We start from the raw sequence: 24,033 nt of genomic DNA on the forward strand, positions 1-24,033 counted from the left end.
AAAAAACCAATGTGGGAGCGAGCTTGCTCGCGATGACGGTGTGCCAGACAGCTTCAATGTCGTTGCCCCACCGCTATCGCGAGCAAGCTCGCTCCCACAGGGGGATTGCTGGCGAACGCTGAACCGGTGAACACCTCCCACAGGGGGTTTGTGTTGTCTGCGAATCGTCAGCCGCGCCCCAGGCTGGCCAGCCAATCGGGAATCCGCCGCTCCAGGTAATACCCCGGGCGCCGCAGGGTTCCGTCGACAAACCCGACATGTCCGCCCCGGGCGTGCAGTTCAAGTTGGGTCGAGGTGGATAACTCGCCGGGTTCGGGCAGGCTGTGGGGAAACACAAAAGGATCGTCGGCAGCCTGGATGACCAGGGTCGGTGTGCTGATGCCCGCCATGAAATAGCGGCTGGAGGCGCGGCGGTAGTAGTCCGCGGCATCGGAGAACCCGTGCAGCGGCGCAGTCACCCGACCGTCAAAGTCCCAGAAGGTGCGCATGTTTTCCAGCGGGCCAAGGGCCGCCAGGGTTGCCAGGCCTTCGTGGCGCCCGTCGTGCTGGAACTGGCGTTGCTTGTTGCGCACATAGGCCACCATCTGTCGCATGAAGTGCGCCTGGTAGAACTTGGAAAATCCCTGGCCGATGCGATCGGCGCACTGGTCGAGGCGAAACGGTACCGAGACCGCCACCGCCCCTTGCAACTGGCTGTCGCGGCCGGCTTCTCCCAAGTGCTTGAGCAACACATTGCCGCCCAGTGAATAACCCACCGCAAACAGCGGCGCCAAGGGCCGCTTGGCGCGCAAGTGAGTAATGGCGGCGGCCAGGTCTTCGCTGACGCCCGAGTGATAGCTGCGGGGCAACAGGTTCGGCTCGCCCGAGCAGCCGCGCCAGTTCAAGGCCGCGCTGGCCCAGCCCTGGCGACCGAGCGCCTGCTGCAACCCGGCTACGTAAGGTGAGTTGGAAGAGCCGGTCAACCCGTGCAGCACCAGCACCAGCGGTGCCTCGGCGCTGTGGGGGCCGTGCCAGTCGAGGTCGAGGAAATCACCGTCTTCCAGCCACAGGCGTTCGCGTTGACGCTCGATGTGGGTGGTCTGGCGCCACAAGGGGCCCCACAAGGTTTGCAGGTGCGGGTTGCCAAGGCCAGGGGCAGGGACGAAACGTTCGGATGCGGCGGACATCATTATTATTCTCGATGCACTGGTCAGCCCTTCAGCCAATGTCCTTTGGCAAACGCTGCCACAACGCGTAATACACCCGTCCGGATTTCTGCTCGCGGTGCAAGCGCCAGTTGCCCGGCAAGCCCAGGCTGGACGGGGCAGTCTCGCTTTCAGTGTAGACCCAGGCATCCTCGGCCAGCCACTGACGCTCCTCGAGCAAGGCGCAGACCGTCGGCAACAGGTTCTGGTTGAAAGGCGGGTCCAAGAACACCAGGTCGAAAGGCGTTGCCGGTTGGCTGTCCAGGTAGCGCAGCGCGTCGGCGGTCTGCACCTGACCGACGGTGCAACGCAGGGTGCCCAGGTGTTCCTTGAGGCTGGAGACCGCCAGGTTGCTGGCATCCAGCGCCTGGCCCATGGCGGCGCCACGGGACAGGGCCTCGAGAAACAGCGCGCCGCTGCCGGCGAACGGGTCGAGCACCCGGGCGCCTGCCACATAAGGCGCGAGCCAGTTGAACAGGGTTTCCCGCACGCGGTCCGGGGTGGGGCGCAGCCCCGGGGCATCCGGGAAACTCAGGCGTCGGCTGCGCCATTCGCCGCCGATGATGCGCAACTGGTTCACACCGTTGTGCACGGGTTTCTTGCTGGAATTCGATGGACGGGCCATTAGTGCTCCGGAACCCCGAGCGGCTGCTCGGCAGGTTTGTCAGTAGGGGGCGGCAACGGCTTTTGCGGCACGCTCGGGCCGGCGGTGACGATGACCATTTTGTCAGTACTCAGGTGTTTGTTCAGCGCGGCCTTGACCTGCTCGACCGTCAGTTCCTGGGACTGGCGCATGAAGTCTTCCAGGTAGCTGAGCGGCAAGTCATAGAACCCCATGGCGCCGAGCTGGCCGACGATGTCGGCATTGCTGGCGGTGGACAGCGGGAAGCTGCCCGCCAACTCACGCTTGGCGTCATCGAGTTCTTTCTGGGTCGGGCCGTTCTTGAGGTAATCGGCGAACACGTCCTGCACCAGTTTCAAGGTGCCTTCGCTCATCTCGGCACGGGTCTGCAGGTTGATCATGAACGGGCCGCGGGCTTGCATCGCCGTGAAGCCGGAATACACGCCGTAGGTCAGGCCGCGTTTTTCGCGGACTTCCGTCATCAGCCGCGTGCCGAAGCCACCGCCGCCGAGGATCTGGTTGCCCAGGGACACCGCGGCATAGTCCGGATCGTCGCGGTCGATGCCCAGTTGCGCGAGCATCAGGTTGGTCTGCTTGGAAGGGAACTCGATGTGGCCGATGCTCGCCTTCGGTTCCACCGGTGGCGGGGTTTTCGCCAGGGCCGGACCTTTGGGCAGCGCGGCGGACACCTGGTTGGCAATCGCTTCGGCTTCGGCGCGGGACAAGTCCCCCACCAGTGCAATCACTGCGTTGCCGGCGGCATAGGCCCTGGCATGGAACGCCCGGGCCTGGGCCAGGGTGATCGGTGGAATGCTCTCGGCGGTGCCGTCGCTGGAGTGGGCGTAAGGATGATCGCCGTAGAGGCGCTTCATCAGTTCCAGGCCCGCCAGTTTGCCGGGGTTCTGCTTCTGGTATTCGAACCCGGCGAGCATCTGGTTCTTGATCCGGGCGAAGGAGTCGGCGGGGAAGGTCGGTTTGCCGACGACTTCGGCGAACAGCTTCAATGCCGGCTCACGCTTGTCGACTGCGCTGAGACTGCGCAGGGACGCCACGGCCATGTCCCGGTAGGCGCCGTTGCCGAAGTCCGCGCCGAGGCTTTCGAAGCCTTGGGCGATGGCGCTGACGTCCTTGCCGGCCACGCCTTCGTTGAGCATGGCGTTGGTCAGCAGGGCGAGGCCGGGGGCGTCGCCGTCCTGGCTGCTGCCGGCGGCGAAGGTCAGGCGCAGGTCGAACATCGGCAATTCCCGGGCTTCGACGAACAGCACCTTGGCGCCGTCAGCGGTTGTCCAGGTTTGCACGTCGAGCTGGCGCCGACTGGGCGCCTTGTCGTTCAGTTCGGCCAAGGATTGCAGCTTGTTGCCGGACTTGGCCTTGTCCAGTGCCTGGCTGGCGTTGGAGTCGCTGGACGGCGACAGGTAAAAGGCCAGGGCGCCGGCCAGGGCGATCAATACCAGGCCGATCGGCACCAGGCGCGATGATTTGCGCTCATTCATGAGCTTTCTCCTCGGGCAGGACGTGCGCAACGCTCAGGCGCGAGCGGGTGAAATACAGCTGGGCTGCCTTCTGGATGTCTTGCGGGGTCACGCTTTGCAGTTCGGCGAGTTCGGTGTCCATCAGCTTCCAGGACAAGCCGACGGTTTCCAGCTGGCCAATGGCGGTGGCCTGGCTGGTGATCGAGTCGCGCTCATACACCAGGCCGGCGATGACCTGGGCACGCACGCGTTCCAGTTCCTCGGCGGTCGGGGCGGTGGTTTTCAATTGCTCGAGCAAGCGCCACAAACCTGCTTCTGCCTGGGCGAGGGTTTTGTTTTTCTGCGTGTTGGGCGTCGCCGACAAGGTGAACAACGAGTCGCCGCGGGTGAAGGCGTCGTAGCTCGACGAGCCGCCGGACACCAACTCCTCGCCGCGCTCCAGTTGGGTCGGGATCCGGCCGCTATAGCCGCCGTCCAACAGGGCCGAGATCAGCCGCAGCGCGTTGACCGACGCCTTGTCCGTCGCGGTGGCGATGCTCGGCACGTTGAAGGCCAGCATCACGCTGGGCAGTTGGGTCTGCACATGCAAGGTGATCTGGCGTTCGCCGGGTTCGGCCAGTTCCAGGGGGATTTTCGCGACCGGCACCGCGCGCCGGGCAATCGGGCCGAAATAACGCTGGGCCAGGGATTTGACCTCCTCCGGCGTCACGTCGCCAACCACCACCAGGGTCGCGTTGTTCGGGGTGTACCAGGACTCGTACCAGTGGCGCAGTTCCTCGACGGTCATCCGGTCCAGGTCGGCCATCCAGCCGATGGTCGGCGTGTGGTAGCCGCTGGCCGGATAAGCCATGGCCTTGAAACGCTCGTACGCCTTGGACATGGGCTTGTCGTCGGTGCGCATGCGGCGCTCTTCCTTGATCACCTCGATCTCGCGGCTGAATTCCTCCGGCGGCAGGCGCAGGCTGGCCATGCGGTCGGCTTCCAGTTCGAAGGCCACGCCCAGGCGGTCGCGGGCCAGCACCTGGTAGTAGGCGGTGAAGTCGTCGCTGGTGAAGGCGTTCTCTTCGGCACCGAGGTCGCGCAGAATCAGCGACGCTTCGCCGGGGCCGACTTTTTCGCTGCCCTTGAACATCATGTGCTCAAGGGCGTGGGACAAACCGGTCTGGCCTGGCGTTTCGTAGCTGGAACCCACCTTGTACCAGACTTGGGACACCACCACCGGCGCACGATGGTCTTCGCGTACGACGACCTTCAGGCCGTTGTCGAGGGTGAATTCATGGGTGGGTTGTGGGTCGGCAGCCAAGGCTGAAAGAGGCAGACAAACTGTGCTGAGCAGCAGGCCTGCGGCGCGGCGGGCAAGAGCATTCATTCGTGTTTAAACCTGTTGGGTTGCCTGCTAGGTCTTAGCCTCGGCAGGCGAGGAGGTGCTAGGATACTGATCCGTTTTACTGGCGGCCACGCCTATTGGGCCTTTTATCGGCCCGGGGTTGTCTGGGTTCCGCGGAGAAACCTTGGGTTTGCTCGTTGATCCCGGCGTTTTCGCCGATGATGCCGTACCAGTCCTTCGAAAAAATCGACTTTGAGGCGTCCTGGGCACGCTTCGACAAAATGTTGCGCGTGAACAAGCTGGATGAAACGCAGTCTGTTCAGCATTGAATATTTATCACCGAGGCGCCCTCGTGGCGCGTCGCTACCGTGAGATAGCCGTCCTCCATGTTTGGTTCCAACGACGACAAGAAGACCCCAGCCCCGGCTGGCGAGAAAAAAGGCCTGTTCGGATGGCTGCGCAAGAAGCCGCAGGATACCGTCGTCGAACAGCCACAAGCGCTGCCTGAGCCCGCCGCCGAGGCAGTGGCCGAAGCAGCCGCGCCCATTGTCCTGCCGATCGCCGAGCCGGTGCTGCAACCGGTCGAGCCTGAGCCCGTTGCCGAGCCGATAGCCGAGCAGCCGCTGACCCCGCCCGCCGAGCAAACGCCCTGGCTGACCTTGCCGGTGGCGGAAGAACCCGTCGCGCTGGTCGAGGAAACGGCGCCCCATATCACCCCGCCGATTCCAGCGCCGACACAGGTTGTCGAGGCGCCAGTCGTCGAAGCTTTCGTTGAGCCGGCAGCCGCCGTCGTTGCACCCGTGGTTGCGCCTGCCGCCCCCGAGCCGGTACCTGCCGTGTCGGAAGCCGAGCCCGTCCGTAGCGCTGAGGAAAACAAGGTCGGCTTCTTCGCCCGCCTCAAGCAGGGCTTGTCCAAGACCAGCGCCAGCATCGGCGAAGGCATGGCCAGCCTGTTCCTGGGCAGGAAAGTCATCGACGACGAGTTGCTGGAAGACATCGAAACCCGCCTGCTGACCGCCGATGTCGGTGTCGAGGCCACCTCGGTGATCATCCAGAGCCTGACCCAGAAGGTCGCGCGCAAGCAGCTGACCGACGCCGACGCCCTGTACAAATCCCTACAGGGCGAGCTGACCAGCCTGCTCAAACCGGTGGAAAAGCCGCTGGTGATCGCCTCGCAGAACAAGCCATTCGTGATCCTGGTCGTTGGCGTCAATGGCGCCGGCAAGACCACCACCATCGGCAAGCTGGCCAAGAAGCTGCAGCTCGAAGGCAAGAAAGTCATGCTCGCCGCCGGCGACACCTTCCGCGCCGCCGCGGTCGAACAGCTGCAAGTGTGGGGCGAGCGCAACAAGATCCCGGTGATCGCCCAGCACACCGGCGCCGACTCCGCTTCGGTGATCTTCGACGCCGTGCAGGCGGCCAAGGCCCGTGGCATCGACGTGTTGATCGCCGACACCGCCGGTCGCCTGCACACCAAAGACAACCTAATGGAAGAATTGAAGAAGGTGCGCCGGGTGATCGGCAAGCTCGACGCCGACGCGCCCCATGAAGTGCTGCTGGTCCTGGACGCCGGTACCGGCCAGAACGCCATCAACCAGGCCAAGCAGTTCAACCAGACCGTCGAACTGACCGGGCTGGCCCTGACCAAGCTCGACGGCACCGCCAAGGGCGGGGTGATTTTCGCCCTGGCCAAGCAGTTCGGCCTGCCCATTCGCTACATTGGCGTGGGCGAAGGCATCGACGACTTGCGCACCTTTGAAGCCGAGCCCTTTGTCCAGGCACTGTTTGCCGAACGGGAGCATTCATGATTCGTTTCGAGCAGGTCGGTAAACGCTATCCGAACGGTCACGTCGGCTTGCATGAGCTGAGCTTTCGGGTCCGTCGGGGCGAGTTTCTGTTTGTCACCGGCCATTCCGGCGCCGGTAAAAGCACCTTGCTGCGCCTGTTGCTGGCGATGGAGCGGCCTTCCACCGGCAAACTGCTGCTGGCCGGCCAGGACCTGAGCACCATCAGCAATGCCCAGATCCCCTACCTGCGACGGCAGATCGGCGTGGTGTTCCAGAATCACCAGTTGCTGTTCGACCGCACGGTGTTCAACAATGTGGCGTTGCCGTTGCAGATTCTGGGCCTGTCCAAGGCCGAGATCATCAAGCGTGTGGACTCGGCCCTGGAGCGCGTGGCCCTGTCGGACAAGACCGACCTGTACCCGGGCGACCTGTCCACCGGCCAGCAACAGCGCGTTGGCATCGCCCGTGCCATCGTCCATCGCCCGGCCTTGCTGCTGGCGGACGAGCCCACCGGTAACCTCGACCCGCGCCTGGCGGCGGAAATCATGGGCGTGTTCGAAGACATCAACCGCCTGGGCACCAGCGTGCTGATCGCCAGTCACGACCTGGCCCTGATCGCCCGCATGCGTCACCGCATGCTCACCTTGCAGCGCGGACGCCTGATTGGTGACGGGGAGGCTGGGGTATGAGTGCTACTCGCAGCCCGAAAGTGGCCGAACGCGTGGCCCCGAAGGCCTCCGATCCGCAGCCGCAGAAGAAAAAGCGCGACGATGACGACGGCCCGGATTTCGCCACGTTGCTGCGCGCCTGGATCGAAAGCCATCGCGCCAGCCTGCTGGACAGCCTGCGGCGCCTGGGCAAGCAGCCCATCGGCAGCTTCTTTACCTGCATGGTGATGGCGGTTGCCTTGAGCCTGCCCATGGGCCTGTCATTATTGCTGAACAATGTGGAGCGCCTGGGCGGCTCCTGGCAGCGCGCGGCGCAGATTTCCCTGTACCTGCAAATGGACGCCAGTCCTGCCGAAGGCCAGGCCTTGGGTGAGCAGATCAAGGCGATGCCGGGTGTGGCCGAAGCCGAGTACATCGGCCGCGAGCAGGCGCTGGAAGAGTTCCAGCAACAGTCCGGCCTGGGCGACGCGCTCAAGGAGCTGCCGGAGAACCCGCTGCCGGGCGTAGTGCTGGTGACGCCGAACGAGGTCGACAAGCCCGCCCTTGAAGCATTAAGACAAAGACTTTCCGAGTTGCCGAAGGTACAACAGGCGCAACTTGATCTAGTCTGGGTCGAGCGTCTTGCGGCGATCCTCAAGCTCGGCGACCGGTTTGTCTTCGGTCTGACGGTGCTGCTGGTTTCTGCATTACTTTTGGTGATAGGCAATACCATTCGTCTTCATATTGAAAATCGCCGCACCGAGATAGAAGTGATTAAACTCGTGGGCGGCACGGACAGTTATGTACGCAGGCCCTTCCTTTATATGGGGGCGCTGTATGGCTTCGGTGCGGGGATTCTGTCCTGGGGCGTATTGGCGTTTGGCCTGGACTGGCTGAACGATGCGGTAGTGGGGCTGGCCGGTTTGTACGGCAGTGATTTTGCGCTGGCCGGAGTGCCAGTCGCCGACGGTCTGTCGCTCTTGCTTGGCGCGGTGCTGTTGGGTTATATCGGTGCATGGATTGCGGTCGCACGCCACTTGCGTGAGCTTGCGCCAAAATAGTGTTTTTTTGCGCGTATTGACCTTTCGGTTTTTGTGGGAACTTGTCTTAGGGTTCCCGGTCAATTTTCGCAGTGCTGAACTGCACGAGTTATGTGAGTCGGAGGTTTTTTCGTATGACCACTTCTTTGCAACCTGCTTATGCTCTGGTCCCGGGTGCGAACCTGGAGGCCTATGTGCACACGGTGAACAGCATCCCCTTGCTGACGCCCGAGCAGGAGCGTGAACTGGCCGAGAGTCTCTATTATGAGCAGGATCTTGAGGCGGCTCGGCAGATGGTGCTCGCCCACCTGCGTTTTGTCGTACATATCGCCCGCAGCTATTCCGGCTACGGGCTGGCCCAGGCCGACCTGATCCAGGAAGGCAACGTCGGCCTGATGAAGGCGGTCAAGCGCTTCAACCCGGAAATGGGTGTGCGCCTGGTGTCGTTCGCCGTGCACTGGATCAAGGCGGAAATCCACGAGTTCATCCTGCGCAACTGGCGCATCGTGAAAGTCGCGACCACCAAGGCCCAGCGCAAGCTGTTCTTCAACCTGCGCAGCCAGAAGAAGCGTCTGGCCTGGCTGAACAACGAAGAAGTCCACCGCGTGGCTGAAAGCCTGGGCGTCGAACCCCGGGAAGTGCGCGAGATGGAAAGCCGCCTGACCGGCCATGACATGGCCTTCGACCCGGCCGCCGAAGCGGACGACGACAGCGCTTTCCAATCGCCGGCCAACTACCTGGAAGACCACCGGTATGACCCGGCGCGTCAACTGGAAGACGCCGACTGGAGCGACAACTCCAACACCAACCTGCACGAAGCCCTGGAAGTGCTGGACGAACGCAGCCGCGACATCCTCTACCAGCGCTGGCTGGCCGAGGAAAAAGCCACGCTGCACGACCTGGCGCAGAAGTACAACGTGTCGGCCGAGCGGATTCGCCAGCTCGAGAAGAGCGCGATGAACAAGCTCAAGGTGTCGATTGCTGCTTGATCTGCGATAGCAGCCATAAAAACGCCCCGATCAGCGATGATCGGGGCGTTTTTGTTTGTGTGGGCAAAACCCCTGATGTGATCGTTCCCACGCTCTGCGTGGGAACGCATCCTGTGACGCTCCGCGTCACGCTTTGGGACGCGGAGCGTCCCGTGCTGCATTCCCACGCGGAGCGTGGGGACGATCATAAAGCGGGTGGCTATTGCGCCCAAGGCACCCGCCGCGAATGATCGAGCTCCAGCAGGTAGCTGTCGCCCCCCAGCTGGCTCATCTGCTGGCGAATCCAGCCCGCCCGCCGTAGCACATAGGGGCTCGGTCGGCTGGCGCTCCATTTCCGCGGGTTGGGCAATACCGCTGCCAGCAGGCTGGCCTGTTGCCGGGACAAGGCATCGGCGCTGGTGTGGAAGTGATGGCGTGCTGCTGCTTCCGCCCCGAACACACCGTCATCCCACTCGACGCTGTTGAGGTACACCTCAAGGATTCGCTGCTTGGGCCAGAGCACTTCGATCAGCGCGGTGAACCAGGCCTCCAGACCTTTGCGCAGCCAGCTGCGGCCCGACCACAGGAACAGGTTCTTGGACACTTGCTGGCTGAGGGTGCTGGCGCCGCGAATCGAACCGCCACGCCCATTGTGAGCGAAGGCGGCCTGGATCGCGCTAATGTCGAAGCCCCAGTGCTCGGGGAATTTCTGATCTTCCCCCGCGATCACCGCCACCTTGAGGCTGTCGGAAATCCGCTCCCAAGGCTGCCAGGTGCGTTGCAGGTCGATCGGCTCACCGCCGAACCAGGATTCAACCTTACGCTCGATCATCAGCGCGGTGAACGGCGGTGGCACCACGCGAAACAGCAGCACCAGCACGACGCTGCCGACGGCGAACCAGAGCAGGGCTTTAAGGAATCGTCGAAACAATAAACGCAGCATAGAGATGGCTTGGCCGAACCCGTCGAGCGGGCCATTATACAGACCCTGTCCACCGAGTCTGACTGGAGTTCCCATGTTGCGTAGCTTTCTGATGCTGGCGGCTTTTTTCGGTTTCACGGGCGTGGCGCTGGGGGCATTTGCCGCCCATGGCCTGAAAAATCGCCTGAGCGCCGATTACCTGGCGATTTTCCACACCGGCGTCACCTACCAACTGGTGCACACCCTGGCGTTGCTGGGCGTTGCGCTGCTGGCCACGCACATTCCCGGTCGTATCGTCACCTGGGCCGGGATCTCCTTTGTCATCGGCATCCTGTTGTTCTCCGGCAGCCTGTATCTGTTGACCCTGACCGGCATCAGCAAGCTGGGCATCATCACCCCGTTGGGCGGCGTGGCGTTCCTGATCGGTTGGCTGTGCCTGGGGCTTGCCGCCTGGCGGCTGGGCTGACCGGGCAGTCCATTTCATGACGAATGGCTTGGGTCGCCCTGACTGATCGGGCTAGAATGCCAGCCCCTAAAAATGATGGCGGCATCCGGCATGCGCATTCAGTTGAACGGCGAACCCCTTGAACTGCCCGACGGTGAAACCGTTGCGGCCCTGCTGATCCGTCTGGAACTCGCTGGACGTCGCGTCGCGGTGGAGCTCAATCTGGATATCGTCCCGCGCAGCCAGCACGCCGAAACCACGTTGAACGACGGCGATTCGGTCGAAGTGGTCCACGCCATCGGTGGCGGCTAGTCGCCTCGGTTTCGCAGCATTTCGCAAGAACCTCACCCCAACAGAGGATTTCCCATGAGCATCGTTCGTAGCGACAAGCCCTTCGTCCTGGCCGGTCGTACCTACCAGTCGCGCTTGCTGGTAGGCACCGGCAAATACCGCGACATGGAAGAAACCCGCCTGGCCATCGAGGCCTCGGGCGCCGAGATCGTGACCGTCGCCGTGCGCCGGACCAACATCGGCCAGAACCCGGGCGAACCGAACCTGCTGGATATCCTGCCGCCGGATCGCTACACCATCCTGCCGAACACCGCCGGTTGCTTCGACGCCATCGAGGCCGTGCGCACCTGCCGCCTGGCCCGTGAACTGCTCGATGGCCACAACCTGGTGAAGCTGGAAGTGCTGGCGGACCAGAAAACCCTGTTCCCCAACGTGATCGAAACCCTCAAGGCCGCCGAAACCCTGGTCAAGGAAGGTTTCGACGTGATGGTCTACACCAGCGATGACCCGATCATTGCCCGTCAACTGGCGGAAATCGGCTGCATCGCGGTCATGCCGCTGGCCGGCCTGATCGGCACTGGCCTGGGGATCTGCAACCCGTACAACCTGCAGATCATCCTGGAAGAAGCCAAGATCCCGGTGTTGGTGGATGCCGGTGTCGGCACCGCCTCCGACGCCACTATCGCCATGGAGCTGGGTTGCGAAGCGGTGCTGATGAACTCGGCCATCGCCCACGCCCAGCAGCCAGTCCTGATGGCCGAAGCCATGAAGCACGCCATCGTCGCCGGTCGCCTGGCGTACCTGGCCGGCCGCATGCCGAAAAAACTCTACGCCAGCGCCTCCTCGCCGCTGGATGGTCTGATCAAGTAAGAGCCATTGATGACTGAATTGAACGACACGCCGGTCCTGCCGGAAGAAGGCGAAGAGCGCCAGCACCGCCGCATCAAGAGTTTCGTGATGCGCGCCGGGCGCATGACCGAAGGCCAGCAGCGCGGCCTGGAGCAGGGCGCGCCGCTGTTTGTCCTGCCCCTGGCCGATGCGCCGGTGGATTTTGACCAGGTGTTCGGCCGCTCGGCCCCGCGCTCGCTGGAAATCGGCTTCGGCATGGGCCACTCGTTGCTGGAAATGGCCGCCGCTTCGCCGGAGCAGGATTTCATCGGGGTGGAAGTCCACCGTCCCGGCGTCGGTGCGCTGCTCAACGGCGTGTTGACCCAAGGGCTGACCAACCTGCGGGTCTATGATTGCGACGCCATCGAAGTGCTCAACCGCTGCGTGTCCGACAACAGTCTCGACCGGCTGATGCTGTTCTTCCCGGATCCTTGGCACAAAAGCCGGCACCACAAGCGCCGTATCGTCCAGGCGTCGTTCGCTGAACTGGTGCGCAGCAAGTTGAAGGTCGGCGGTGTGCTGCACATGGCCACCGACTGGGAGCCCTACGCCGAGTACATGCTGGAAGTGATGAACGTCGCCCCGGGTTATCGCAACCTGGCCGAAGACGGCAAGTGCGTGCCCCGTCCGGCCGAACGGCCGATCACCAAGTTCGAGCGCCGTGGCGAACGGCTTGGGCATGGGGTTTGGGATTTGAAGTTCGAGAAGGTGGCGTAAGCATCAGGCGGTAAAAACTGTGGGAGCGAGCTTGCTCCCACATTTGTTTTGTGTGATGGTCGAAATCAGCGCCGATCCGCCACCACGCCAATCAACACCAGCACCACCAACAACACCGGCGCCAGGCTGTAGTTGTTGAACTGGCTCAAGCCCCTGACGATCCATGGCGTGGCATAGATCAGCGCGGCACCGCTGCCGATCATGCACAGCAGGGCGATCAAGGGGACGCGCAAGGCGCCGGCGATGCTGCCCAGGCGTTGGTCGACCCAGCCCTTGATGTCGGCACCAAACAGCACCAGCAGGCAGCCTACCAATGCCAGGGAGATTTCCGACAGGTTGCTGCGGCTCCAGCGGGACACGGTGGCCAGCAGGTCGAGTACCAGATCCATTCGATTTCCTTGTGTTGATCAGCTCAGAAATGTCTGCAGCAAGTCATTGAGAAACAGCTGTCCGCGCTCGGTGGCCGCCAGACGTGTCGGTTCGACCTGCAACAACCCGCTTTGTTCGGCCTCGCGCCGGCCTTCGGCCAGGCTTTGCAGGGGCAACCCGGTGCGTTCCGGGTACAGCCGCGCGTCCACGCCTGCGGTCAGGCGCAGGGCGTTCATCAGGAACTCGAACGGCAGTTCTTCATTGGCCAGGGTTTTCTCGCCAGCCTGGAAGCTTTTGGCCGGATTGAGATAGTCCTTGGGCAGTCGGGTCTTCCAGGTGCGCACGATGCGCCCGTCCGGATAGCTGAGCTTGCCGTGGGCGCCGGCGCCGATGCCGATGAAGTCGCCGAAGCTCCAGTAGTTGAGGTTATGCCGCGCCGCCCGACCGGGCTGGGCGTAGGCCGAGACTTCGTATTGGACGTAGCCGTGTTCGGCCAGCAAGGCCTGCCCGGCTTCCTGGATATCCCACAGCGTGTCGTCTTCGGGCAGGGTCGGCGGCTGATTCCAGAACACCGTGTTCGGTTCCAGCGTCAACTGGTACCAGGACACGTGGGTCGGCTTCAAGGCAATGGCCTGGCGCAGGTCGCTCAAGGCGTCGTCGAGGGACTGGTCGGGCAGCCCGTGCATCAGGTCCAGGTTGAAGTTGTCGAACCCGGCCTGGCGGGCCATGCCGGCGGCGCGTACCGCTTCGTCACCGTTATGGATGCGCCCCAGGGCTTCGAGCTTGGCCTGCTGGAAACTCTGGATGCCGATGGACAGGCGGTTGATGCCCAAGGCCCGGTAAGCGACGAATTTTTCTTGCTCGAATGTGCCGGGGTTGGCTTCCAGGGTGATTTCGATGTCCTGGGCGAACGGTATCCGCGCCTCGACCCCCTCGAGCAATCGGCCCAGGGCCTGGGCGCTGAACAGGCTCGGGGTGCCGCCCCCGAAAAAGATCGAGCTCAGCGGGCGACCATGGGCCGCGTGCAGATCCTGGTCGAGATCGGCCAGCAAAGCATCGACGTATTCCTCCTCCGGCAGCTGCGGGCTGGCGGTGTGGGAGTTGAAGTCGCAATACGGGCATTTGCGCACGCACCACGGGATGTGGACGTACAACGCCAGGGGCGGCAACACCGGCAGTGGCGCCCGGGGCGTTTGTACACCGCCATGGATCAGCGGTGCGGGAGCGTCATCGATCATTGCAGGCCCAGGCGTTGACGCAGCAGGGCCATGGCGCGGGCGCGGTGGCTCAGTTGGTTCTTTTCCACCGGCCCCAGCTCGGCGCTGGAGCAATCGCGCTCCGGTACCCAGAATAACGGATCGTAGCCAAAACCGTGCTCGCCGCTGGCTTGGGTGAGAATGCGCCCGTGCCACAGGCCTTCGCAGAGGATCGGCAGCGGATCGTCGGCGTGGCGTACCAGGGCCAGCACACAGACGAACTGCGCGCCGCGCTCGGCTTCGGGCACGTCCTTGAGGGCGTCGAGCAGCTTGGCGTTGTTCGCCGCGTCACCTTTGCCGTCAGCGTAACGGGCCGAATAAATGCCTGGTGCACCGCCCAAGAAGTCCACGGCCAACCCGGAATCGTCGGCCAGCGCCGGCAGGCCCGAAATACGCGCGGCATTGCGGGCCTTGAGGATGGCGTTCTCGACGAACGACAGGCCGGTCTCTTCCGGCTCCACCTGGCTGAACTCGCCAATCGAGCGCAACTGCACCGACCCGCCGAGCATGGCCTGCAGTTCCTTGAGTTTGCCGGCGTTGTGGCTGGCCAGTACGAGTTGGGTGAGGTTCATCATTGGCCCGGGAACAGTTCCTGGTTGAAGTTGAGGGTGTTGATCTTGTCGCCGGTTTTCACCTTGATCTCGAAGGTGCGGGTTTCCTGTTGGTCCACTGGATACTGGGCAATGTAATAGATCGCGCCTTGTTCGGTGACCTGGCGGAAGGGGAGGGGGACTGCCTTGCTGGTCAGGTCCTTTACCGTGCCGCTGACGTCGGCGATCAATGGCTTGCCGTTTTTGATCACCGAGACATTGATCACACCTTGGTTCTTGCTGCGAATCAGCTCGGCAGCCTTGGCGATGTCCGGCGTCAGGAAGGTGGAATTGAAGGTGTTGTAGTGCACGGTGATATCACCGAACACTTCCTTGCGCTCGCCCTTGATGACGTCGGCGGCCATGGCGCCGACGCTCAGGCAAGCGGTGATGAGAAACAATGCTAGACGTTTCATGTCGTGCTCCTGGTGAGGCCGGGGCTTACACCGCGACCTGGTAATCGGCAAGGCCTGGGCTGCTGACCCGATAGATGCCTATTTCACCTAACAGATTAGGCCATAGCTTGCTGGCCCACCCGTGGCGGTGCTGCTGGTCCACGGCCAGGCGATCGATGACCTTGGCTTCACGTTCGCGGCACAGCGCCTCGAAATCCTTGAAGGTACAGAAGTGGATGTTCGGCGTGTTGTACCAGGTGTAGGGCAGGAAATCCGACACCGGCATGCGCCCCTTGCTCGCCAGGTACCAGCGGCAGCGCCAGTGACCGAAGTTGGGGAAGGTGATGATGCACTGGCGCCCGACCCGCAGCATTTCGTCGAGGATCTTGTCCGGGTAGTGCACCGCTTGCAGGGCTTGGGTCATGACCACGATGTCGAAGCTGTTGCTGGCGAAGTTGCCCAGGCCCTTGTCCAGGTCCTGCTCGATGACGTTGATGCCCTTGGCGACACACTCGGCAATGTTGTCCGGGTCGTTTTCCAGGCCGTAGCCGGTGACCTGCTTGTTGTCCCGCAGCCAGGTCAGCAGTTCGCCGTTGCCGCAGCCCAGGTCGAGCACGCGGCTGCCGGCGGGAATCCATTCCTGGATGATGTCCAGATCGGCTCTCATGGCGTCCTCACAGCGTTATACGGTTCATATAGTTGCCGAACGCCTGCAGGTAGCGCGGGATCGGGATCAAAAAGGCGTCGTGGCCCTGGGGCGCATCGATTTCCAGGTAGCAGACGTCCTTGCGCGCGGCCATCAGCGCGTCCACCAGCTCCCGCGAGCGCGCCGGGGAGAAGCGCCAGTCGGTGGTGAACGACATCACGCAGAACTTGGCGGTGGCCTTGGCGAAGGTTTTCGCCAGGTCATCGTCGAAGTTCGCCGCCGGGTCGAAGTAGTCCAGGGCCTTGGTCATCAACAGGTAGGTGTTGGCATCGAAACGCCCGGAAAACTCCTCGCCCTGGTAACGCAGGTAGCTTTCGACCTGGAACTCGACGCTGTGGAAGTCGTAGTTGAGCTTTTCGCTCTTGAGGCCGCGGCCGAATTTCTCGCCCATGGAGTCGTCGGACAGGTAGGTGATGTGCCCGACCATCCGCGCCAGCATCAGCCCGCGCTTGGGGATCACGCCGTGTTCCTGGAACGAACCGCCGTGGAATTCGGGGTCGGTGAGGATCGCCTGGCGCGCCACTTCGTTGAAGGCGATGTTTTGCGCCGACAGCTTGGGGGCCGAGGCGATTGCCAGGCAGTGGCGCACGCGGTCCGGGTAGGTGATGGTCCATTGCAGGGCCTGCATGCCCCCCAGGCTGCCGCCGATCACCGCGGCCCACTGGCCGATGCCGAGGCGGTCGGCCAGGCGGGCCTGGCTGTGGACCCAGTCTTCCACGGTCAGCACCGGGAAATCGGCGCCGAAGGGCTTGCCGGTGTCCGGGTTGAGGCTGCTGGGGCCGGTGGAACCGTTGCAGCCGCCCAGGTTGTTCAGGCTGACCACGAAGAACTTGCTGGTGTCGATGGGCTTGCCCGGGCCGATGCAACTGTCCCACCAGCCGGGCTTGCGGTCGTCGATGCTGTGGTAGCCGGCGGCATGGTGATGGCCCGACAAGGCGTGGCAAATCAGCACGGCGTTGCTCGCCGTGGCATTGAGGGTGCCGTAGGTTTCGTAGATCAGGTCATAGGCTGGCAACGAACGGCCGCAGGCCAGGGCCAGGGGCTCGCTGAAATGCGCCGTTTGCGGCGTCACCAGACCAACGGAATCGGGGGGAAAGGCAGTTGGCATCGACCCTGCTCGCGTTGAAATGAGGCGTAAGTCTAAAGACCGCTGTGGCAGGCGGCAAGCAACGGGCGGCGCTGATTGTCCGGTGAACGTAGACCCTGTGGGAGCAAGGCTTGCCCGCGATAGGAACGATGCGGTCTTTTGGGGACCGAGGTGCCTGTTTCGCGAGCAAGTTTTGCTCCCACAGAGAGGTGCTGACTGATCAGGCCGGTATTGGGTCAGATCAGCAGCCGCAGGATTTCCGGCATCAGGGTCATCGCCGCCAGGTTGTTGATCACCAGCATGTCGATCAGCTTGAGCACCATGAACGCCAGGATTGGCGAGATATCCAGGCCACCCAGGTTCGGCACGATGCGGCGGAACGGCGCCAGGGCCGGCTCGCAGATCTGGTTCACCAGTTCGGCCCCCGGGTTATGGCTGCCCGGCGCGACCCACGACAGGATCACGCTGATGATCATGGCGAAGAAGAAAATCTTCAGGAACAGCGCGGTCACGCCAATGATCGACCAGATCAGCAATTGCAGCGGGTTGCCGGTGGTGCCGTAGGTCAGCAGCAGGGTCAGGGCCATCAGCGCCATTTGCACGAGGATCGCCAGGACCAGCGACGACATGTCCAGGCCGAACAGGCTCGGGATGATCCGGCGCAGCGGCTTGAGCAGCGGCTGGGTGGCCTTGACGATGAACTGGCACAGCGGGTTGTAGAAGTTGGCGCGCACCAGTTGCAGCACGAAACGCAGCAGCACGATCAGCAAGTACAGGCTGCCAAGGGTTTGCAGCACGTAGACCGCTGCGGTGTTCAATCCAATCATGAATGGCTCCTTATTGGCCCAGTTGTTCGGCCATTTCGGCCGAGCGGTGCGCGGCGGCGCCGAGTGCTTTTTCCACCAGGGCTTCGAAGCCCCCGGCCTGGAACGATTTGATGGCCGCTTCGGTGGTGCCGGCCGGCGAGGTCACGCGACGACGCAGCTCGGCCGCATCGACGTCGCTCGACACCGCCATGTGCGCGGCACCGAGTGCGGTCTGCAAGGTCAACTGGGCAGCGGTTTCCCGGGTCAGGCCAAGCTTTTCGCCTGCGGCGGTCATGGCTTCGATCAGCAGGAAGAAGTACGCCGGGCCCGAGCCGGAGACGGCGGTGACCGCATCCAGTTGCTGTTCGGTGTCCAGCCACAGGGCCAGGCCGACGGCCGACAGCAGCGTTTCGGCCTGCTGGCGTTGCTCGGCGGTCACGCGTGGCGTGGCGAACAGGCCGCTGACGCCCTGGCGCAACAGCGCCGGCGTGTTGGGCATGCAGCGTACGATCGGCTGCTCGCCGAGCCAGTTGTTCATGCTGGCGCAGGTGATGCCGGCGGCAATCGACACCACCAGTTGATGGGGCTTGAGGCTGGGGCGAAGGGCTTCACAGACGGTTTTCATCGCTTGCGGCTTGACCGCCAGCACGATGACGTCGACACCGTCGATGGCCTGGGCATTGTCGGCGAAGGTTTCGATGCCGTGCTCGGCACTCACTCGGGTGCGGGTCTCTTCACCCGGATCGCTGGCGCGGATCAGCGAAGCGTCCAGGCCCTTGGCCCGCAGGCCGCCGATCAGGCTGGCGGCCATGTTGCCGGCGCCGATGAAGGCAATACGCGTGTTGCTCATGACAGGTCCTTATAAAGAGATGAGTCGGTCATGGTTCAGGATTGACCGTAGTCGCGGGCACCAAACAGGGCAGTACCGATGCGCACCCAGGTGGCGCCTTGGGCAATGGCCGACTCGAGGTCGTGGCTCATGCCCATGGAAAGTGTGTCCAGCGGCAGTGCCAGGCTGGCTTGCAGGCGTTGAACGGCGGCGAAGGCTGCATCCTGGGCGGCACGTTCCTCGGTGGGTTCGGGAATCGCCATCAGCCCGCGCAGCTTCAGGCGCGGCAAAGCGCTGATGGCGCTGGCCAGGGCGGGCAGGTCCGCCGGGGTGCAGCCGGATTTGCTGGCTTCACCGCTGACGTTGACCTGGATACAAATGTTCAGCGGTGGCAACTCGGCCGGGCGCTGCTCGGACAGGCGCTGTGCAATTTTCAAACGATCCACGGAATGCACCCAATCGAAGTGTTCGGCGATAGCGCGCGTCTTGTTCGATTGAATGGGGCCGATGAAGTGCCAGATCAAGGGCAGGTCGGACAATTCGGCCTGTTTGCCCAGGGCCTCTTGCAGGTAATTCTCGCCAAAGTCCCGCAGGCCGGCGGCATAGGCCTCACGCAGGGCCTGGGCAGGCTTGGTCTTGCTCACGGCCAGCAGTTGGACACTGCCTTCGGCACGTTGGGCGGTCTGCTCCGCCGTACGGATACGCGAACTAACCTGAGCAATGTTGTCTGCTATCGTGGACATAAAGGAAGCGCCAGCGGTGAGGTTCGCGGCATTCTACTGGAATTGAGGAGCGCTATGGATATCACTGAACTGCTGGCGTTCAGCGCCAAACAGGGGGCGTCGGACCTGCACCTGTCCGCCGGGCTGCCGCCGATGATCCGCGTGGATGGCGATGTGCGGCGGATCAACCTGCCGGCGCTGGACCACAAGCAGGTCCATGAACTGATCTACGACATCATGAACGACCGGCAACGGGTGGATTACGAAAAGTTTCTGGAGACTGACTTTTCCTTCGACGTGCCGGGCGTCGCGCGATTCCGGGTCAACGCCTTCAATCAGAATCGCGGCGCGGGGGCGGTGTTCCGCACCATTCCGTCGAAAGTGCTGACCATGGAAGACCTGGGGATGGGCGAGGTGTTTCGCAAGGTGACCGAATCGCCGCGGGGGCTGGTGCTGGTGACCGGGCCGACCGGTTCGGGCAAGTCCACCACCCTGGCGGCGATGATCGACTACCTCAACAGCCATAAGCACCATCACATCCTCACCATCGAAGACCCTATCGAATTCGTTCACGAACCGCGCAAATGCCTGATCAACCAGCGTGAGGTGCACCGCGACACCCAAAGTTTCTCCACGGCCCTGCGTTCAGCCCTGCGGGAGGATCCGGACGTGATCCTGGTGGGCGAGATGCGCGACCTGGAAACCATCCGCCTGGCGCTGACCGCCGCCGAAACCGGGCACCTGGTGTTCGGCACCTTGCACACCACCTCGGCGGCCAAGACCATCGACCGGGTGGTGGACGTGTTTCCCGGTGACGAGAAATCCATGGTTCGCTCGATGTTGTCGGAGTCGTTGCAGGCGGTGATTTCCCAGACGTTGATCAAGAAGATCGGCGGCGGCCGGATCGCGGCGCATGAAATCATGCTGGGGACCTCGGCCATCCGGAACCTGATCCGCGAAGACAAAATCGCGCAGATGTACTCATCGATCCAGACCGGCGGTTCGCTGGGGATGCAGACGCTGGATATGTGTTTGAAGGACTTGGTGAACAAGGGCCTGATCAGCCGCGAACATGCGCGGGAGAAGGCGCGGACGCCGGATAACTTCTAGAGGGGCAAGCGGTGTGATCTGTGGCGAGGGGATTTATCCCCGCTGGGGCGCGAAGCGCCCCCCAACAATATAAGGCTTTCACCTTTATTTCAGGCTGGCCATTTGGGGCTGCTTCGCAGCCCAGCGGGGATAAATCCCCTCGCCACAAGGGGGCTAGCAGGCTCTCCTGATCAGCGCTGAACCACGCGCAGCGCACCAGGTTCTTTCGGCAGTACCCGCTTGGCCACTACGTAGTGGGTGTCCCAGTACGGCTTGTTCAAGGTGTCGATGGTCACCGACTTGCCGCGGCGTGGGGCGTGGATGAAGCGGTCGTTGCCCAGGTAGATGGCCACGTGGTTGACCCGACGGCTCTTGAGCTTGAAGAAGATCAGGTCGCCGGGCTTGAGATCCTTGCGCTCGACTTTCTCGCCATGACCGGCGGCCATGGCATTGGACGTGCGTGGCAGGTCGAACGTGGCGTCGTTGAAAGCGTATTTCACCAATCCGCTGCAATCGAAGCCTTTACTTGGGCTGCTGCCGCCCCAACGATAAGGTGTGCCGAGTACATTCACGGCGCGGCTCAGCACGTTGCTGCTCGCTTTGGTCGCCATGGGCGGCACCAGCTTGCTGTGGGCCGTGCTCACGCGCTGGACGCTTGGCTTGTTCTTGCTCGAAGGAGCAGAAACATGGGATTTCGGGGTGTAGCCGTTGACGTTGGGAAGACGTTGCTCACGATTGGTGGCGTGGGCGGCCAGTGGCAATAATAGGCAAATGGTTAGCCATGTCTTGAAAAATGGACGCATTAGGCAAGGCTCTTAAAGGTTAGCGCGCAACTTTATAACAGCTTTTTTCTCGTTCCTGAGGCCGTTTGTCGATTCGGAAGTCGCTACGAACCCCGCATAAATGCGACAAATTGACCCGATTTTTCGACAGAACCCCGACACCACGGGGGTTTGCTTGGTTCAAGTCGCTCAGGACCGCTTGTCGGCGAGACATAAAAAAGTCACAAAAAGTCCGAACAAATTTTTCTATCGAGGCAAAAGAGGCCATTCATGAACAGCTATCAGCAGGACGCCATCCACGATACCCACAGCAAAGTCATCGGGTATCTGCTGTGGATTTTCGGTTTTACCGGCGCCCACCGTTTCTATTACGGCAAGCCGGTCACGGGCACGATCTGGTTCTTCACCTTCGGCCTGCTGGGCATCGGTTGGCTGATCGACCTGTTCTTGATCCCCGCCATGGATCGCGAGGCGGACCTGCGTTTCACCCCTGGGCCAATCGAGTACAGCGTGGCGTGGATTCTGCTGACGTTTCTCGGGGTGCTGGGCGTACACCGGATGTATCAGGGCAAGTGGATCAGCGGGATTATTTACCTGCTGACCGGCGGGGTGTTTTTCCTCGGGGTGCTGTATGACTTCTGGACATTGAACGATCAGGTGTCGATTCGTAATGCGCAGAAGCGGGGGGCTTTTCAGTAAGACCGAGTCGCCTGATCGCGAGCAAGCTCGCTCCCACATGGATCGAGGTGTTCACACATCATGTGTTCACCGAAGATCCCTTGTGGGAGCGAGCTTGCTCGCGATAGGAACGGCGCCGTGTCAGGCCTGGTGAGTGATCCGCCCATCCATCAGGGTATAGCGCACCACCCCCGGCAGGCTGTGGCCGAGGAACGGGCAGTTGTCGCCCTTGGAGCGCCAGGCTTCGCCGGCCACGGTGGACGCGGCTGGGTCGAACAGCACCAGGTCCGCCGCGGCGCCCACCGCCAGTTTCCCCGCCGGCAATTGCAGCGCCTGGGCCGGGCCGGCGCTCAGGCGGGCCAGCAAGGTCGGCAGGTCCAGCAAGCCGTCCTCCACCAGCGTCAGGGCCAGCGGCAGCAGCAGTTCGACGCTGCTGATACCCGGCTCGGTGGCGCCGAACGGGGCCAGCTTGGCATCGCGCTCATGGGGTTGGTGGTGGCTGGAGATGGCCGAGATCACCCCGGACTTCACCGCCTCGCGCAGGCCATCGCGGTCGGCGCGGGTGCGCAGCGGCGGCTGGACGTGGTAGACGCTGTTGAAGTCGATCAGCGCCTCGTCGGTCAGGATTAGCTGGTACAGCGCTACATCGGCGGTCACCGGCAAGCCGCGGGCCTGGGCCTGGGCGATCAACGCCGCGCCGCGGGCGCTGGTCAGCTGGCTGAAATGGGCGCGCACGCCGCTTTGTTCCACCAACAGCAGGTCCCGGGCCAGGGCCACGGTCTCGGCGGTTTCCGGGATGCCCGGCAGGCCGAGGAAGCTGGCGGTCGGGCCTTCGTGGGCCAGGCCACCTTCGGCCAGGTCGTGATCCTGGGAGTTGAAAATCACCGTCAGGCCGAAGGTCGCCGCGTATTCCAGGGCGCGGCACAGGGTACGGGTGTTGCGGAAGCTGTTCAGGCCGTTGCCGAACGCCACGCAACCGGCGTCCCGCAGGGCGATGAGTTCGGCCAGTTGCTCGCCGTCGAGGCCTTTGCTCAGTGCGCCGATCGGGAAGACCTTGGTGTTGCCGGCTTCGCGGGCGCGGTCGAGGATCAGTTCGGCCACGGCCGAGGTGTCCAGCACCGGTTTGGTCTGCGGCGGGCAGCACAGGCTGGTCACGCCACCGGCCGCGGCGGCCCGGGTTTCGCTGACGATGCTGCCTTTGCGGCTGTAGCCCGGTTCGCGCAGGGCGACGTTCAGGTCCACCAGGCCGGGCGCGGCCACCAGGCCCTGGGCGTCGAGGATGTCGACCGCGACAAAGCCCGTCGGCGCCGCGCCAAGGGCGACGATCTTGCAGGCATCGATATGAATGTCAGTCACTTGATCCAGGCCGCTGGCCGGATCGATCACGCGTGCGCCGAGAATGCTGAGCTTCACTGGGCGTTCTCCTGGTCGAATTGGCGCTGGGCCGTTTGCCCGCTCATGGCCATGGACAGCACGGCCATGCGGATGGCGATGCCGTAGGTCACCTGGTTGAGAATCACCGAGTGCGGGCCGTCGGCCACCGCCGACTCGATCTCCACGCCGCGGTTGATCGGCCCCGGGTGCATGACGATGGCATCCGGCTTGGCTCCGGCCAGGCGGACGGTGGTCAGGCCGAACAGGCGGTAGAACTCGCCTTCGCTGGGCAGCAGGCCGCCGGTCATGCGCTCGCGTTGCAGGCGCAGCATGATCACCACGTCCACGTCCTTGAGGCCTTCGGTCATGTCGGTGTAGACCTTCACGCCGTATTGCTCGACGCCGATGGGCAGCAGGGTTTTCGGCGCGATCACGCGGATGTCCGGGCAACCGAGGGTCTTGAGGGCCAGCATGTTCGAGCGGGCGACCCGCGAGTGCAGGATGTCGCCGACGATGGCCACCGACAGGTTCTCGAAGCTGCCCTTGTGCCGACGGATGGTCAGCATGTCGAGCATGCCCTGGGTCGGGTGGGCGTGACGGCCGTCGCCGCCATTGATGATCGCCACTTGCGGACACACGTGTTCGGCGATGAAGTGCGCGGCGCCGGAGTCGCCGTGGCGCACGACGAACATGTCGGCGGCCATGGCTTCGAGGTTGCGCAAGGTGTCGAGCAGGGTTTCGCCCTTGCTCGCCGAGGACGTGGACACGTTCAAGGTGATCACGTCCGCCGACAGGCGCTGGGCCGCCAGTTCGAAGGTGGTGCGGGTGCGGGTGGAGTTTTCGAAGAACACGTTGCACACGGTCTTGCCGCGCAGCAACGGGACTTTCTTCACCGCCCGGGCACCGACTTCGAGGAACGAGTCGGCGGTGTCGAGGATTTCCGTCAACAGCTCGCGGCGCAGGCCGTCGAGGGACAGGAAGTGCCGCAGCTGGCCCTGATCGTTGAGCTGCAGCGGGCGCTTGGTTTCGAGAGGCGTCAT

General features: G+C 63.2%; 27 protein-coding genes. 10 read left to right on the plus strand and 17 right to left on the minus strand.

Features of this window, described 5'->3' with window-relative positions:
- Window positions 1–167 precede the first annotated feature (167 nt).
- Genes BM321_RS12710 through BM321_RS12725 form a run of 4 tightly spaced genes read right to left on the minus strand, consistent with a single transcriptional unit; the run spans window position 168 to window position 4,647 of the window.
- Window positions 168–1,166, minus strand: coding sequence for a hydrolase (locus BM321_RS12710; protein WP_092329833.1), 999 nt, complete (start codon window positions 1,164–1,166; stop codon window positions 168–170).
- A gap of 31 nt (window positions 1,167–1,197) precedes the next feature.
- The gene (gene rsmD, locus BM321_RS12715; protein WP_092258273.1) at window positions 1,198–1,809 is read right to left on the minus strand and encodes a 16S rRNA (guanine(966)-N(2))-methyltransferase RsmD; all 612 of its coding nucleotides are present in this window, start codon (window positions 1,807–1,809) and stop codon (window positions 1,198–1,200) included.
- Window positions 1,809–3,299: a M16 family metallopeptidase gene (locus BM321_RS12720; protein WP_092442746.1), complete on the minus strand. Its 1,491-nt coding sequence runs from the start codon at window positions 3,297–3,299 to the stop codon at window positions 1,809–1,811. The genes rsmD and BM321_RS12720 overlap by 1 nt, the downstream gene beginning before the upstream one ends.
- Window positions 3,292–4,647, minus strand: coding sequence for a M16 family metallopeptidase (locus BM321_RS12725; protein WP_092170700.1), 1,356 nt, complete (start codon window positions 4,645–4,647; stop codon window positions 3,292–3,294). The genes BM321_RS12720 and BM321_RS12725 overlap by 8 nt, the downstream gene beginning before the upstream one ends.
- A 344-nt stretch (window positions 4,648–4,991) precedes the next feature.
- Here BM321_RS12725 and ftsY point away from each other — a divergent pair, with 344 nt between their 5' ends.
- From ftsY to rpoH, 4 genes are all read left to right on the plus strand, one after another.
- Entirely contained in the window at window positions 4,992–6,413 is a 1,422-nt protein-coding gene (gene ftsY / locus BM321_RS12730; protein ID WP_092442747.1) for a signal recognition particle-docking protein FtsY, read from the plus strand.
- Window positions 6,410–7,081 (plus strand): cell division ATP-binding protein FtsE, encoded by a 672-nt coding sequence (ftsE, locus tag BM321_RS12735; protein ID WP_003177474.1) that lies wholly within the window; start codon window positions 6,410–6,412, stop codon window positions 7,079–7,081. Before ftsY ends, ftsE begins: the two co-directional genes overlap by 4 nt.
- Window positions 7,078–8,100, plus strand: a complete 1,023-nt coding sequence (gene ftsX / locus BM321_RS12740; RefSeq protein WP_060740191.1) for a permease-like cell division protein FtsX — start codon at window positions 7,078–7,080, stop codon at window positions 8,098–8,100. The genes ftsE and ftsX overlap by 4 nt, the downstream gene beginning before the upstream one ends.
- A 113-nt stretch (window positions 8,101–8,213) precedes the next feature.
- Window positions 8,214–9,068 carry an RNA polymerase sigma factor RpoH gene (rpoH, locus tag BM321_RS12745; RefSeq protein WP_003177476.1) on the plus strand — a complete coding sequence of 285 codons (855 nt, stop codon included), beginning with the start codon at window positions 8,214–8,216 and terminating at the stop codon, window positions 9,066–9,068.
- A gap of 199 nt (window positions 9,069–9,267) precedes the next feature.
- Here rpoH and mtgA read toward each other — a convergent pair whose 3' ends face one another.
- On the minus strand, window positions 9,268–9,990 hold the full coding sequence (gene mtgA / locus BM321_RS12755; RefSeq protein WP_092442749.1) for a monofunctional biosynthetic peptidoglycan transglycosylase: 723 nt from the start codon (window positions 9,988–9,990) through the stop codon (window positions 9,268–9,270).
- 73 nt (window positions 9,991–10,063) lie between these two features.
- Here mtgA and BM321_RS12760 point away from each other — a divergent pair, with 73 nt between their 5' ends.
- The 4 genes from BM321_RS12760 to trmB all read left to right on the plus strand — a co-directional run bounded on the left by BM321_RS12760 (window position 10,064) and on the right by trmB (window position 12,310).
- Window positions 10,064–10,435: a DUF423 domain-containing protein gene (locus BM321_RS12760; RefSeq protein ID WP_072405917.1), complete on the plus strand. Its 372-nt coding sequence runs from the start codon at window positions 10,064–10,066 to the stop codon at window positions 10,433–10,435.
- A gap of 90 nt (window positions 10,436–10,525) precedes the next feature.
- Entirely contained in the window at window positions 10,526–10,726 is a 201-nt protein-coding gene (thiS, locus tag BM321_RS12765; protein ID WP_175534938.1) for a sulfur carrier protein ThiS, read from the plus strand.
- A 54-nt stretch (window positions 10,727–10,780) separates the two neighbouring features.
- Window positions 10,781–11,575 (plus strand): thiazole synthase, encoded by a 795-nt coding sequence (locus BM321_RS12770; RefSeq protein WP_060740195.1) that lies wholly within the window; start codon window positions 10,781–10,783, stop codon window positions 11,573–11,575.
- Window positions 11,576–11,584: 9 nt separating this feature from the next.
- Window positions 11,585–12,310 carry a tRNA (guanosine(46)-N7)-methyltransferase TrmB gene (gene trmB / locus BM321_RS12775; protein WP_092442750.1) on the plus strand — a complete coding sequence of 242 codons (726 nt, stop codon included), beginning with the start codon at window positions 11,585–11,587 and terminating at the stop codon, window positions 12,308–12,310.
- 65 nt (window positions 12,311–12,375) lie between these two features.
- On the opposite strand, the gene BM321_RS12780 is transcribed toward trmB, so the two are convergent.
- The 9 genes from BM321_RS12780 to BM321_RS12820 form a co-directional block, all read right to left on the minus strand.
- Window positions 12,376–12,699, minus strand: coding sequence for a DUF3392 domain-containing protein (locus tag BM321_RS12780; protein ID WP_060740196.1), 324 nt, complete (start codon window positions 12,697–12,699; stop codon window positions 12,376–12,378).
- Between the two features lie 18 nt (window positions 12,700–12,717).
- Window positions 12,718–13,917, minus strand: coding sequence for a radical SAM family heme chaperone HemW (hemW, locus tag BM321_RS12785; RefSeq protein WP_092442751.1), 1,200 nt, complete (start codon window positions 13,915–13,917; stop codon window positions 12,718–12,720).
- Window positions 13,914–14,510 carry an RdgB/HAM1 family non-canonical purine NTP pyrophosphatase gene (rdgB, locus tag BM321_RS12790; RefSeq protein ID WP_092329667.1) on the minus strand — a complete coding sequence of 199 codons (597 nt, stop codon included), beginning with the start codon at window positions 14,508–14,510 and terminating at the stop codon, window positions 13,914–13,916. Before rdgB ends, hemW begins: the two co-directional genes overlap by 4 nt.
- Window positions 14,507–14,941 (minus strand): DUF4426 domain-containing protein, encoded by a 435-nt coding sequence (locus BM321_RS12795; RefSeq protein ID WP_092442752.1) that lies wholly within the window; start codon window positions 14,939–14,941, stop codon window positions 14,507–14,509. Before BM321_RS12795 ends, rdgB begins: the two co-directional genes overlap by 4 nt.
- A gap of 25 nt (window positions 14,942–14,966) precedes the next feature.
- Window positions 14,967–15,587 (minus strand): methionine biosynthesis protein MetW, encoded by a 621-nt coding sequence (metW, locus tag BM321_RS12800; RefSeq protein WP_060740200.1) that lies wholly within the window; start codon window positions 15,585–15,587, stop codon window positions 14,967–14,969.
- Between the two features lie 7 nt (window positions 15,588–15,594).
- Window positions 15,595–16,734, minus strand: coding sequence for a homoserine O-succinyltransferase MetX (locus BM321_RS12805; RefSeq protein ID WP_092442753.1), 1,140 nt, complete (start codon window positions 16,732–16,734; stop codon window positions 15,595–15,597).
- 215 nt (window positions 16,735–16,949) lie between these two features.
- Window positions 16,950–17,540 carry a YggT family protein gene (locus tag BM321_RS12810; RefSeq protein ID WP_092203087.1) on the minus strand — a complete coding sequence of 197 codons (591 nt, stop codon included), beginning with the start codon at window positions 17,538–17,540 and terminating at the stop codon, window positions 16,950–16,952.
- Between the two features lie 10 nt (window positions 17,541–17,550).
- Window positions 17,551–18,369, minus strand: a complete 819-nt coding sequence (proC, locus tag BM321_RS12815) for a pyrroline-5-carboxylate reductase (RefSeq protein ID WP_092442754.1) — start codon at window positions 18,367–18,369, stop codon at window positions 17,551–17,553.
- A 35-nt stretch (window positions 18,370–18,404) separates the two neighbouring features.
- Window positions 18,405–19,091: a YggS family pyridoxal phosphate-dependent enzyme gene (locus BM321_RS12820; RefSeq protein WP_092442755.1), complete on the minus strand. Its 687-nt coding sequence runs from the start codon at window positions 19,089–19,091 to the stop codon at window positions 18,405–18,407.
- Between the two features lie 54 nt (window positions 19,092–19,145).
- On the opposite strand from BM321_RS12820, the gene BM321_RS12825 reads away from it, so the two are divergent.
- The gene (locus tag BM321_RS12825; RefSeq protein WP_092329684.1) at window positions 19,146–20,180 is read left to right on the plus strand and encodes a type IV pilus twitching motility protein PilT; all 1,035 of its coding nucleotides are present in this window, start codon (window positions 19,146–19,148) and stop codon (window positions 20,178–20,180) included.
- Between the two features lie 170 nt (window positions 20,181–20,350).
- Here the strand turns inward: BM321_RS12825 and BM321_RS12830 are convergent, their stop codons facing one another.
- Window positions 20,351–20,962, minus strand: a complete 612-nt coding sequence (locus tag BM321_RS12830; protein WP_092329687.1) for a C40 family peptidase — start codon at window positions 20,960–20,962, stop codon at window positions 20,351–20,353.
- 249 nt (window positions 20,963–21,211) lie between these two features.
- On the opposite strand from BM321_RS12830, the gene BM321_RS12835 reads away from it, so the two are divergent.
- Entirely contained in the window at window positions 21,212–21,640 is a 429-nt protein-coding gene (locus BM321_RS12835; RefSeq protein WP_092442756.1) for an NINE protein, read from the plus strand.
- 120 nt (window positions 21,641–21,760) lie between these two features.
- Here BM321_RS12835 and BM321_RS12840 read toward each other — a convergent pair whose 3' ends face one another.
- Complete coding sequence (locus tag BM321_RS12840; RefSeq protein ID WP_092442757.1) at window positions 21,761–23,032, minus strand: dihydroorotase; 1,272 nt, start codon at window positions 23,030–23,032, stop codon at window positions 21,761–21,763.
- A complete protein-coding gene (locus tag BM321_RS12845; RefSeq protein ID WP_092442758.1) occupies window positions 23,029–24,033 on the minus strand; it encodes an aspartate carbamoyltransferase catalytic subunit in 1,005 nt (334 codons plus the stop codon). The genes BM321_RS12840 and BM321_RS12845 overlap by 4 nt, the downstream gene beginning before the upstream one ends.

It is taken from the genome of Pseudomonas sp. NFIX10, assembly GCF_900111955.1.
Lineage (GTDB): Bacteria > Pseudomonadota > Gammaproteobacteria > Pseudomonadales > Pseudomonadaceae > Aquipseudomonas > Aquipseudomonas fluorescens_AA.